This is a genomic window from Variovorax sp. J22G73, from assembly GCF_030317035.1.
Lineage (GTDB): Bacteria > Pseudomonadota > Gammaproteobacteria > Burkholderiales > Burkholderiaceae_C > Variovorax.
In genome coordinates this window covers 42,842-55,556 of sequence record NZ_JASZYK010000020.1, presented here as the reverse complement: position 1 = coordinate 55,556, position 12,715 = coordinate 42,842, and the positions used below count along the sequence as shown (strand labels likewise).

The 12,715-nt window shown below is 68.3% G+C and carries 4 protein-coding genes and 1 pseudogene; 3 read left to right on the top strand and 2 right to left on the bottom strand.

Going from position 1 to position 12,715, the window contains the following annotated elements; translation table 11 throughout:
* Positions 1–14 precede the first annotated feature (14 nt).
* Positions 15–2,150: a hypothetical protein gene (locus QTI51_RS36855; RefSeq protein ID WP_286518167.1), complete on the top strand. Its 2,136-nt coding sequence runs from the start codon at positions 15–17 to the stop codon at positions 2,148–2,150.
* A 527-nt stretch (positions 2,151–2,677) separates the two neighbouring features.
* Here QTI51_RS36855 and QTI51_RS36850 read toward each other — a convergent pair.
* The gene (locus tag QTI51_RS36850; protein ID WP_286518168.1) at positions 2,678–2,962 is read right to left on the bottom strand and encodes a hypothetical protein; all 285 of its coding nucleotides are present in this window, start codon (positions 2,960–2,962) and stop codon (positions 2,678–2,680) included.
* Positions 2,963–3,029: 67 nt separating this feature from the next.
* A complete protein-coding gene (locus QTI51_RS36845) occupies positions 3,030–5,096 on the bottom strand; it encodes an ATP-binding protein (protein ID WP_286518170.1) in 2,067 nt (688 codons plus the stop codon).
* Between the two features lie 1,209 nt (positions 5,097–6,305).
* On the opposite strand from QTI51_RS36845, the pseudogene QTI51_RS39120 reads away from it, so the two are divergent.
* Both QTI51_RS39120 and QTI51_RS36840 read left to right on the top strand, forming a co-directional pair.
* Positions 6,306–6,434: pseudogene (locus QTI51_RS39120) on the top strand (ESPR-type extended signal peptide-containing protein); the annotation flags it as partial.
* Positions 6,435–6,464: 30 nt separating this feature from the next.
* A complete protein-coding gene (locus QTI51_RS36840; protein ID WP_503011587.1) occupies positions 6,465–12,563 on the top strand; it encodes an autotransporter outer membrane beta-barrel domain-containing protein in 6,099 nt (2,032 codons plus the stop codon).
* Positions 12,564–12,715: the final 152 nt, after the last annotated feature.

Genomic DNA, 12,715 nt, shown 5'->3' with positions numbered 1-12,715 from the left:
TGGACAAGCCCAAGATGCCCTCATCGACCTTGAAGATTCCCCATGTCCTGTCCATCGTGACGCTGGCGTTGCTGGCCGCCTGTGGAGGTGGAGGCGGAGGCGGCGGGGCTTCCTACTTTCCGGTCGGCGCCGCGCCCGCGCCCTCGCCAACCCCGGCACCGGCGCCAGAGCCCGGCCCTGCCGCAGCCGTCACGTCGATCGACGGCACGGTCGCCACGGGCGCCGCGCTCGCCGGCGCCGAGGTGCGCATTCTCGACAGGAACGGCGCCGACAGCTGCACCGTGACCCCGCTGGTGGCCGACGACAAGGGTGCCTTCACGTGCGAGCTGAAGAGCACCGCGGCCGTGCCGCTCGTGCTGGTGGCCACCGACCCCTCGGGCCTGCGCAACCCCATGGTCAGCCTGGTGACCACACTGCCGGCGGCGGGCAGCAACGCCACGGCCAACATCAGCCCGCTGACCACCGCCATCGCCGCGCAGTTGGCACCCAACAAGGACCCGCTGGCCCTGGTGAACGACCCGGCCGCGCTGGCAGCGGTGGACGCCGGCGTCCTGCAGGCGGTGCGCGCCAACGTCGCCAAGCAACTCGCCGACGTGCTCGCCAGCGTCGGGCTCGACCCGGCCACCTTCGACCCCATCTCCACCCCCTTTGTCGGCGGCTCCAACACGGGCGCCGACAGGATGCTCGACCAGGTGCGCGTGACCTTCGAGAACGGCTCGCCGGTGCTGTCGAACACACTCAACCCCGATGCGCCGTCGGTGCCGCTGGCCGATGCCACCACCACCGCGCCCGCGACCGTGGCAGCCTCGACCGCCGGCGATTTCTCGGTGACCGAGCTCGACTTTCTGCAGACCGGCTTCACGGCCTGCTTTGCCGTGGCCTCGGCACCGCGCAGTTCGTCGCCCGCATGCGACGGCTTGGTGGTCGACGATGCCCCGGGCCAGCAGACCGGCAGCGCAAGCTACCTGCACAGCGGCCTCGATGCCGCCGCCTCCTTCGGCGGCCTGATCGCCTCGCCCGACATGGACGGCGCGCGATTCAACCGCCCCGAGCTGCTGCGCTACACCAAGCAGCAGGACAGCCGCGACGAAGCCGTCGTGAACCTGCGCTTCACCGACAAGAACGGCGTGCCGGACAACCGCATCCTGGTGGTGAAGAAGTTCGCCAACACCGCCACCACCGCGCGCAACACGAACTGGTGGCTGTACGGAAACCACCGCGCGGTGAACGCCTATGTGCGCGCCTCCATACGGCGCCAGGAGCAACTTCTGCCCGCGGCCTTCCAGGAGCAGTACGCCACGGGACCGTCGCGCTTCCAGAGCGGACTGGAAATCTACGTCGCCCGCCCCGGCTACGGACCGAGCCTGCCCAACCTGCGCTATGCGCGCGTGAAGGGCCCGGGCCTGCCCGATGCGGGCCTGGTGCTAGCCGACCCCGGGGAACTGCCGCAAAGCTGGCTGTCGATCCTGAACACTTCGGGAACGATCCCGGCCGGCCCGCAGCAGTTCGTCGCCAACTCCATCAACCTCTTCAACCTGCAGCGCAGCCGCGACATCACGGGCCCCGACGCCTTCGCGCTGCGGCCGAATCCGTCGATCGCGCAAGCCACGCCCGCTTACACCAACTGGGCGCACCCGGCCATGTATGGCGAGCCGCCCAGCGCCAACTGGAAGTTCGACCTGAGCAAGGTGCCGGGCTGGTCGCGCTACGAGTTCGAGCTGTTCACTGCTGTAGACGCCGACCCGGCCACGCCGACCACGCTGACCCCCGCGCTGAGCTTCTCGCTGCGCATGGTGACCCCCGTGGTGCCCGCCGCCCATGCGGCCACGCAGCAATGGCACACCATTCCCCAGAGCACCCAGGCGCTGGCGAGCAACGGTGCGCCGGAGGCCACCACCTTGACGCTCGAATGGCTCGTGAACCCGTACGCGGAGCGCATCGAATCGGTCAACGTGTACAGCAACGACGGCACGCGCGCCGTCAACTCTGCCTCGACCTCGGTGCCCAAGGGCGCGAGCAGCCGGTCGGTGGTGGCGGTGGGCGGCAGCTTTGCGGCACTGACCACGTCGCAGTACGTGTCGCGCACGCTGCAGTGGCGCTACAAGATGCTCGACGGCTCGTACAAGGACCAGACGGAAGGCTTCAACTGACAGGGCTGTCACGGGCCAGCGGGAGCGTGCGGTTCACGAGCCGGCGCGTGGTGTGGTCGCCTGTGTTTGACAGCAAGAGCAAGCGTCTGGCTCAGCGACCCCGCAACCAGTCCTTCAAGCTGTACGTCGTGCGTTCGACGGGGTCCGGTGCAAGCAGTCAGCAGGGCGGTGAGCGAGACGGGCGGTGGTCGACGACGCCGCGGTGGGACTGGCCGCATCTCATGGGGGCCCCTGGTTTTGCCGGACCAGCCTTGCGCTCTGGGCTCTGGGCTCTGGGCTCTGGGCGCTGATGCGGCGCTGAACAGTTGGCACCCTAGCGCCCGAGCCGTGCCTCACGTGCGCAGAGCTGCCCTTCCCTGGAAAGAGCGAGCGCTTGCCCTGCCGGGGCGAAGCCCCCTTGCTGCCGCGCCAACTAGGGTCGGCATTTTCATGAAGATCTTTTGGTTCGTGCGATGTGCAGTCAGCGCGAAGGCAGGTTCGCCGTGTGCAACGCACGCATGCGCAGCGCGAGCAACCGTGTCCCGCAGTCATTGGCCGGGTTGCAGTTCCTCGTACCAGCGCTTGTAGGACGTATGGGTCACCATGTGCCTGTTGAGGTCCGGGGCTCCGTCGGTCCACCATACCGGGCCGCGCTCGCCCAGCGCGCGCTTGGCGGCGTCGACCGCCGCACGTGCCGCTTTCAGCGCCACAATGTCACCCGATTTCAACGCAAGTCCCACCTGGCGCCGAGCTGCCATCAACTTGGCAATCCAGGCTTCTCGGGCGTGTTCGCTCAGATTCGGATCGCTCGTCCGCCACAGCCGGCCATTCACGACGAAATACCGTCCGTCGGGGGTAACTGGATGGTTTTTTGCTCTTGTCACGCGAGGCGAAGGACGGTCAAGGCGAAGACGCGCGGCCCATGACCGCTTCGATCGCGCGAAGAAGCGCGTCAGGCTGCACCGGCTTGACGAGATGCGCGTCGAACCCTGCAGCACGTGTGCGCTCCTGGTCCCGGCCCGCCCCCCAACCCGTCAGCGCCATGATGGCCATTCGCTCAGGCGGATGGCGCGCTCGCAGGGCCTGTGCCACCGCATACCCGTCCATGCCCGGAAGGCCGAGATCCAGCAGCACGATCTCCGGCCGGTGCTGCTCAGCGAGCTTCAGGGCCTGCAAGCCTTCGCTGGCCGCCTCCACCTCGACGCCCACGCCTTGCAGGAATGCGACCAGCCCCTCACGACCGTCTTCGTTGTCCTCCACGACCAGAACTCGTGCGCCTTGCAGCGGTGCCCCACGGCCTCCGGGCCGAGCCCGATCGGCACTGCCGCCTGCGCCGTTCATGTCGTCCGTAGTGTCCGTGACCCTCGCCAGTTCAGGCGCAGTCCTTTCCACTGATAGCGGCGAAGGATCTGCCAGGGGCAGCTCCAACCTGAAAGTGCTTCCCTGGTCCACACCCGGACTGCTCACCTGGGCGGTGCCGCCATGCAGTTCCATCAGCTTGCGCACCAACGACAGTCCGAGCCCAAGACCACCTTGTGCATGCGCTTTGGTGTGCGGCAACTGCGTGAACATGTCGAACACCCTGCTCGCGTCGCTTAACGACATCCCATAGCCTGAATCGGTCACCGAGACGACAGCCTGATGCCCCCTTGTGTACGCCTCGACGACGATGCTGCCGCCTACAGGGGTGTACTTCGCGGCATTGGTGAGGAGATTGCCGATCACCTGGACCATTCTGGCCGGATCCGCGTAGACGTCCATGCCAGGCGCCACGCGCATTTCGACCCGATGGCCCTGCCGTTCCAGCAGCACCTGCGCGGTTTCGAGCGCATTCGACACCAGCATGTCCAGCGGGACGATCTGGCGTCGCAGTTCGATCACGCCGCGGCTGATCCGCGAGATGTCCAGCAGATCGTCAATGAGTCGGGCCATGAGGCTCGCCTGGCGATCGATCATCGCGAGCTTCGATGCGACCACGTCGTCGTTTGCGCGACGACTCGCGATGGCTACGGCGTACTTGATCGGGGCAAGGGGGTTGCGCAGCTCATGGGCCAAGGTCGCGATGAACTCGTCCTTCCTTGCGTCCTGGTCCCTGAGGAGGGCGGCGTCTCGCGTACGTTCGATGTGGGCCCAGCACCTGTCAACGACTTCGGAGACGACGAGGACTTCGGCGTCGGTCCATCGACGCGAGGTGGCCTGATGGACGGCCATCATCGCCACCAGCCGGTTCTCTTTCACCAGTCCGGCGCAGATGATGGCCTTGATGCCGATGGCGTTGAACATGCGTGCGCCACCTTCGTCCCCAAGTTCTGCGTCCACATCGTTCACGATGAGATGAAGGCCTTGGCGGAGGTTGGACGTGGCTTGCGGACCGAACAGCTCCAACGAGTAGACGCCGGCACTGCTTGGCACACCCTCGACTGCCCAATCGCTTCGAATGGTGAACCGGTTGCTGTCACTGTCCACGTCTGCATAGGCACATCGGGTCGCGCCAAGCGCTTTGCCCAGAACACGGGCGGTCGACGCCATGATGTCGTCCGCGTTCTGGAGATGACGCGTCGCCTGACCGATCTCGTCGAGCACACGAAGGCGATCCTCGCTCGCCTGGCGCTCAGCTTGCGCGCGGATGCCCTCGCTTGTGTCGACGACGAAGCCAACCCACTGCTTAAGGGTCCCTGCGTCGTGTACCGGTGCGCCCTGAGCCACAACCTCGCGGTACTCGCCATTCGCGCGCAGGAGCCGATAGTTCACGGTGAACGCTTGACCGGCCTCCAGGGCTTCGGCCCACCGTTGGCGCACCGTCGCCCTGTCGTCGGCATGAATGGCTTGAAGCCAGCCCCAGCCTTTGTAGTCTTCGAACCGCTGCCCGGTGAACTCTTGCCACAGCGGGTTGGCGACATTGACGCAACCATCAGCGCCCGCGTACCACACCAATGTCTGAGGGGACCCGGCCATCTTCGAATTCATGAATGCTCGCTTGAAATTAAGTGGAATGGAACTGTCAGCTCGATGCTAGACGCAGGCTCGTGCGCGCGCGTGAGGTGCGGGCGCGGTCACTCGTAGGCCGCGTCATACCAATGCGCCCGACAGGCGGCTGTCTGCAGGGCCTGCGATGAGACTGCCGATCGATCCAAGCTATTTCGCGGGCGGATCGCCCCAACCAAGACCGCGCCAGCGTATTCGCCACGACGATGTGCGCGGCAGCGCAATTGCTTGGTCAGGTGCGTGAGGCGGCAACCTTTGCGCTAAAGGCCGGTTGATTTCCGCCGGTATGTAGCCGCCAAGACGGCACGGTGCGCGCCTCATCGAGGGGCGCCTGCCCGTCTTGCAGGCGGGCACGTGGGCACCGATCTGCTGGCGAGCCAGGTTGGGGGTGGCTGCAGCAAAGGTGGGGCAGCGTGACGCTTACGACCCGCCTTGTTTGGGTGTAGAAAACGAGCTTCCGGGAGCAGCTGTCGATTCGAGCGGGCAACATTGAGAGGGATTGGCGCGCCGTGCAGATGCGCCAGGGGCTGCACGAGACTGCGTGAGCGTCGATGGATGTCAGCGCCATCCAGAGCACCGATACACGTTTGAGCGCGCCGGCGCTGCGACTCTGCAAGACACTGGTGCCGGCCCCTGGCTGAGCTGTAAAAAGCCACGCCCGCGATACCGACACCGCGACGATGCGCGCGACTCGGTCCGGCTCGGCGCACCTCAGGTGCGGCGTGCAACTCGGGGAATAGATCGCTGTTGCCTGGTGCCATCTCGAAGCGCAAGTCGCGCGAGAGGTATAAATTTTCAATGACCCGCATCGAGCATTCGCTGACGATGAAGTCTTCCACGCGCCGCGCTCCGACGATCGTGCCGCGGGTTTCTGTTCCACACGCTCATCGTCTTGCAGTCGTACACCTGCAGCCGGAAATTGTTTTTGCGGCCGATGCGGGGCGGTACGACGGAGGGCACCGCCGACGGGCACATAGGCCATCGCAATACTGCGCCCGTTGAGCTTCAGCTGCTTCAGCTGCTTCAGCACCTCTCGCGGCAGTGTTTAGAACTTTGGATCTGCCTTCCAAAGACCGCGTTTGATTTGTCTCTCGAGGTGTGATGCGTGACACCAACAGAGGCGCGTAAAAGTGATGTCGCGGCAAACATTGCCTCAAATAATCCGCGCTCCAAGGACCGAGAGGAGGCCTGATGAACCGCATTCACCGTGTGGTGTTCAATCGCAACCTGGGACAAGCCCAGGTCGTTTCCGAAGCTGCGCGTGCGAGTCGCGGTAGCGGTACGAGTTCGTCCGGCTCGCGGCGGCGTAAGCCAGCCACCGCTGCTTCGTTGATTGGACTGGCCGCGCTCGTGACGCTCCAGTTGCACAGCGGCGATGCGGACGCAGCCTGCTCGCCCGCGGTGCCTGCCGATGGCGACGCGGTGAGCTGCACCGGCGTGCCGATCCTCCTGCCGCCGAACCCGAACAGCTTTCTCAGCAATGCCAACAACCTGGGCGTGACGGTACAGGCAGGCGCCATCATGAGCACACTGCCGGGCGGCTCAGCGATGACCTTGGGCGGCATCGGCGTCAGGCTCACCAACAAAGGCAGCATTGACGCGAACGCTGCGGGCTCTCTCGTGCTCGCGCGCGCGCTCACCATCGGCAACCTGATTGCGCCCACGAGCGGCAACATCGTGGTCAACAACCAGGGCGCGATCGAAGGCACGTTCGACGGCACCTTCGGGCTGCAGGGCGCGGCGGTGGTCATCGCCAACAGCGGGGCCATGTCGTTCAACAACAGCGGCACCATCGGCATGGCCGCGCTGGGCTTGTTCGATCCGTTCAACTCGATTGCCGTGGCCGTCTACGGTGGGGGCAACGTCAACTTCACGAACACCGGAACGATCACCGGCCGCGTGGCTTTCGAGAGCCCCACCGCCGGTGGCAATACCTTCACCAACGCGGGCACGGTCAACGGCAGCGTCACGCTGGGCACCGGCACCAGCAGCGACACTTTCACGGCGGTGACCGGCTCGTCGATCAACGGCGGGGCGACGCCGCTGCCTGGCATCACCATTCCCACGCCCACGCTGCCGCCGGGCTCCCTGACTTTCGCGGCGGGGGGCACGGTCGATGCGGGCGTTGGCGGCACCGACACGCTGGTGCTGCAGAACACCGTCAACCCGCCCGGTTCAGGCAACAGCGGCACCGGGAGCATCTCTGCCCTGCAGTACCTCAATTTCGAGAATCTCATCGTCAACAGCGGCATCTGGACGCTCACCGGCGCGGTGGTGAGCGGCAACACCTTCCTGAACGGCGGCACCGCGATCTTCGACAACGCGCTGTCTTTCGGCACCGGCACGATGACCGGGAACGGCGGCGCCATCGAGGCCTCGGTCAGCGGCATCACGCTCGCACAGAACATCAACGTGACCACTGGCCTGACTGTGCAAGGCGCCAACGACCTGACGCTGGGCGGCACGATCAGCGGCGGCGGCGGCGTGGTCAAGCAGGGCGCCGGCACCCTCACCCTGTCGGGGAACAACGATTTCAGCGGGGGGCTCGCGCTCAATGCGGGCGGCCTCACGCTCGGCTCGGCCGCCTCGCTGGGCACGGGCCTGTTCATCGTGGGCGGCCCGTCGTCGCTCAACACCGCCTTCACCGGCACGGTCACCAACCCGGTGCAGTTGAACGGCGTGCTCACGCTCAACGGCGCGGGCACCCTGACGCTGGGCGGCAACATCGCCGGCGCGGGCAGCCTCACGCTCGCCAACGGCAACCTGTCGCTGACTGGCAGCAACAACTACGGCGGCGGCACCACGTTGCAGGCCGGCGCGATCGATGTAGGCAGCAGCGGCGCGCTCGGCACAGGCGACCTGACCGTCGACGGCGCCGGGTCGCTGACCGGCGCGGCCGGCGTTGCGCTGGGCAACAACATCGTGCTCAACAGCACGCTGAACTTCGGCGCGGGCGGCAGCGGCGGCGCGCTCACGATCAACGGCGAGATCAGCGGCGCGGGCGGCATCAGCCTGGCCGGCGCGCCGGGCCTCACGCTCAACGGCGCAAACACCTTCACCGGCGGCATGAACCTGGGCGGTGGCGCGCTCACCGTCGGCAACGACACCGCGCTCGGCCAGGGGGCGGTGACGGTCAGCGGCGCCAGTTCGCTCCTGGCGAACACGCCGGTAAGCGCAGCCAACAAATTTAGTCTCAACGCCCAGCTGACTGTCGGAGGCAGCAGCGACCTGGCAATGAACGGCGCGATGAGCGGCCTCGGCGGCATCGTGAAGACCGGCAGCTCGCGGCTCACGCTGGGCAATGCGAACAACTTCTCGGGCGGCGTGAACCTGCAGGCCGGCAGCGTGCGCCTGGGCACCGACACGTCGCTGGGCGTGGGCGCGCTCACGGTCAACGGCAATGCGGCGCTGGACAGCAGCGCCAACGTGGCCGTGGGCAACGCGATGGTGCTCAATGCCGGCCTGGCCATCGGCGGCGCCAGCAACATCGCGCTCGGCGGGATCGTGTCTGGCACCGGCGCGCTCGGCTACGACGGCACGGCCACGCTGGCCCTGAACGGCGCCAACACGTTCAAAGGCGGCGTCAACCTGGGCAGCGGCACGCTCAGCGTAGGCAACAACGGCGCACTGGGCACCGGCGGGCTCGCCGTCGGTGCCAATGCGACCCTGACCGCAGGCGCGCCGGGCATCGCGCTCGGGAACAGCGTCGGACTGGGCGGGAGCGCCACGCTGAGCCTGCCGGGCCCGAACGCGCTTGCGCTAAACGGCGGCATCGGCGGCGCGGGCAAGCTCGCGATCAGCGGCGCGGACGTCACCCTGGGCAGCGCCAACAACTTCGGCGGCGGTGTGACGCTGGCGGGCGGCAAGCTGTCGCTGGGCACCAGCACATCGCTGGGCACCGGCACGCTTGGCGTGACCGGCAATGCCACGCTCGCGAGCACTGGCGGTGCGCTCACGCTGGCGAACGCCGTCTCGCTGGGCGCCACGCTCACGGTGGGCGGCGCACCGGACATCGCGTTCGACGGCGCGGTGACCGGCGGCGGCTCGCTCGTCAAGAACGGCACCGGTACGCTGGCGCTGAACAACGTCAACAACTTCGGCGGCGGCATCGACCTGCAGGCCGGCACGCTCAGCGTCGGCAACAACGCGGCGCTGGGCACCGGCGCGCTGACGGTGGGCGGCACCTCGACGCTCGCCGCCAGCACCGACGTGACGCTCGCGAACGACGTCGTGCTCAACGCCAACCTGGGCATCGCAGGCGCCAGGAACATCACCTTGGGCGGCACGATCAACGGCACCGGCGGGATCTCGATGGGCAGCACCGGCACCCTCGCGCTGAATGGCGCCAGCAACTACACGGGGCCGACGGTGGTTAGCAGCGGCACGCTGCAGGTGGGCAACGTGGCTGGCAGCGCGACCGGGAATGGCGCGGTCACGATACAGAACGGCGGCACCCTGTCGGGCAACGGCCGCATCGGCGGCGACGTCACGCTCAACGCCACGGCCGTGCTGGCGCCGGGCATTGGAGCCGGCGCGATGGGCACGCTCACCATCGGCGGCAAGCTGTCGCTGGCCAACGGCAGCGTGTTCGACTACCAGTTCGGCGCGCCCGGCCCCGACTTCGCCACGTCCGGCCAGGGCGACAGCGTGAGCGTGGGCGGCGACCTGCTCATCGCGGGCAACACCACCCTGAACGTGACGAATGCCGGCGGCTTCGGCCCCGGCGTGTACCGGCTCGTGGACTACGGCGGCGCGCTCACCGGCGGCGGCACGCTGACGCTGGGCGGCGTGCCGGGCGGCAGCGCCCTTTCTCTGCAGAACCTGGCCGCCGACAAGCGCTTCATGCTCGTCAACAGCACCGGCATGACGCTGAACTTCTGGAACGCGAACGGCCTGGCGAGCCCGACGCAATCGGGCGGCGGCACCGGCACCTGGTCGAGCACCGCGCCGGTGTGGACCGACACCGTGGGCACCGTCAGTGCGCCGATGCTGCCGCAGCCGGGCTTCGCGATCTTCACCGGCGCGCCGGGCACGGTGACGGTGGACAACACCGGCAGCGCGGTACAGGCCACCGGCATGCAGTTCGCGAGCAGCGGATACACGCTGGCCGGCGATACCCTCACGCTGACCGGCGCGGGCGGCGGCGCCCGTGCCGAGATTCGCGTGGGCGACGGCGGCGCGGGTTCGGCCGGCTACACCGCCACGGTGAACAACCCCATCGCCGGCGCCGCAGGCATCGCGAAGACCGGCGACGGCACGCTGGTGCTGGGCGGGGCCAACACTTATACAGGCGGCACCGCGGTGCAGGCGGGCGTGCTCTCCGTGTCCGCGGACAGCAACCTCGGCGCGGCCGCCGGCAACGTCGTGCTGGAAAGCGGCGGGCGCCTGCAGGTCTCGGGCACCGGATTCACCGGCACCGCGCGCAACCTGGACATCGGCGCGGGCGGCGGCAGCGTCGAGATCGCCGACGCGGGCCTGGACCTTGTCGCCAGCGGCGCCCTCAGCGGCAGCGGCAACCTGGTTAAGTCGGGCGCGGGCACGCTCACGCTCGCAGGCACGAGCACCCGCACCGGCGCCACCGTCATCGCCGAGGGCACGCTGCGCCTGGGCGCGCCGGGCCTGCTGAACGCGGCGGCACCGATCGCACTGGCCGACAAGGCCGGCGCCACGCTCTACCTGGACGGCTTCGACCAGCGGATCGGTTCGCTCGCGGGTGGTGGCAGCGCGGGCGGCGAGGTCAAGCTCGGCAGCGCCACGCTCACGACCGGCGGCGACAACACCAGCACCTCCTTCGCGGGCGCCGTGACGGGTGCCGGCGGCGTGGTCAAGCAGGGCACGGGCAGTTTCAAGCTGACGGGCGCCAACACCTATGCGGGCGCGACCCAGGTGAACGCCGGCACGCTGAGCGCGGGCGGGACCAACGCACTGAGCGCGGCCTCGGCGCACAGCGTGGCGGCCGGCGCCACGCTCGACCTGGGCGGCTTCAACCAGACCGTAGCCTCGCTTTCGAACAGCGGCACCGTCTCGCTGGCAGGCGCCGCACCGGGCACCACGCTCACCGTCAACGGGCCGTACAGCGGCCAGAACGGCATTGTGCGGCTGGCCACGGTGCTCAATGCTGCAGGCCCCTCCGACCGGCTGGTGCTCGACGGCGCCGGCGCCACGGCGAGCGGTCACACCACGGTGCAGATCATCAACCTGGGCGGCCTGGGCGCGCTCACGAGCGGCAACGGCATCGAGGTGATCAGCGCGCTCAACGGCGCGAGCACCACCGCGCAGACCACCAAGGACGCCTTCGCGCTGGCCGGCGGGCACGTCGATGCAGGCGCCTACGAATACCGGCTGCACGCTGCAGACGCCAGCGGCGCCGGCGAGAATTGGTACCTGCGCTCCACCACCGGCAGCGGCGGCACACCGGGCGGCCCCGGCAACCCCGGTGGCCCGAGCGTTCCCGGCGGCCTGCCGACCTACCGCATCGAAGTGCCTATGTACGCCGCCCTCGCGCAGCAGCTGCGCCAGGGCAATTTCGCGATGCTGGGCAACCTGCAAACGCGCGGCGGAGAGGATGCGCGAAGCGTACCGAGCGACGCCGCCGACCGCCTCGAAGGCACGGCCCCGCGCGGCCGCCGCGCCTGGGGGCGCGTGATCAGCACCGACATCGACGTGAGCCAGCGCGGCACTGCGAACGCACGCAGCGATGGGCGCCTGAACGGCTTCCAGGCCGGCACCGACCTGTGGGCCGATGCGGACTGGCGCGCCGGCGTCTACGTCGGCCAGCTCCAGGGCAACATCCGCGTGAGCGGTTTTGCGCGTGGCATCCAGGGGCTGGACGCGGGCACCAACGACCTGCGCAGCCGCTACATCGGCGCATACGCCACATGGAGCGGTGACAGTGGCTGGCACGCTGATGGCGTGCTGCAGGCTGGCGAGCACCGCTACAGCGTGCAGCCGATCGCGAGCTTCGGCAGTTCGGGCAAGGGCAGGAGCCTGCTGGCCTCGCTGGAGGTGGGCAAGGCCTTCGGCGTCGGCGGCGGGTGGACCGTGGAGCCGCAGCTGCAGCTCGTCCACCAGAGCCTGCGCATGGACGATGCGGGCATCGCGGGTGCGCTGGTCACACAGGACTCGAACGACGGCCTCATCGTGCGCGCGGGCGTGCGCGTGAAGGGCGAGATCGCCACCGGCGCCGGCACGCTGCAGCCCTACGGCCGCATCAACGTGCTGCACGCGTCGGGCGGGGCAGACGTGGCGCAGTTCCTGAGCCTGGGCGGCAGCACGGCCATCCGTAGCGAGACCGGATCGACCAGCACCGAAGTGGCCGGCGGCTTAACGCTCGCGCTCGGCGAGCGCACCGCGATCTACGGCGAGCTTGGCAAGCTGTGGGCCTCGGGCGGTGCGGCGCGCGTCAAGAGCTCGGTCAACGCGTCGGTGGGCGTGCGGGTGCGCTGGTAGGGGTGGGGGGAGGTGAGTGTCGCAGGCAGGACACGACGCCAAGATCGATCAGGTCCAAGACTCGACGACGAACCGCTGAAGGCGAGCGTCTGTACAGCGTTGTTCGAATTCGTTCCGTTCGAGCCTGAGATCGTCGCGAACTATTCGATAGT

Coding starts and splice junctions, on each gene's coding strand:
- QTI51_RS36855 (WP_286518167.1), top strand. CDS start 15: ATGCCCTCATCGACCTTGAAGATTCCCCATGTCCTGTCCATCGTGACG.
- QTI51_RS36845 (WP_286518170.1), bottom strand. CDS start 5,096: ATGAATTCGAAGATGGCCGGGTCCCCTCAGACATTGGTGTGGTACGCG.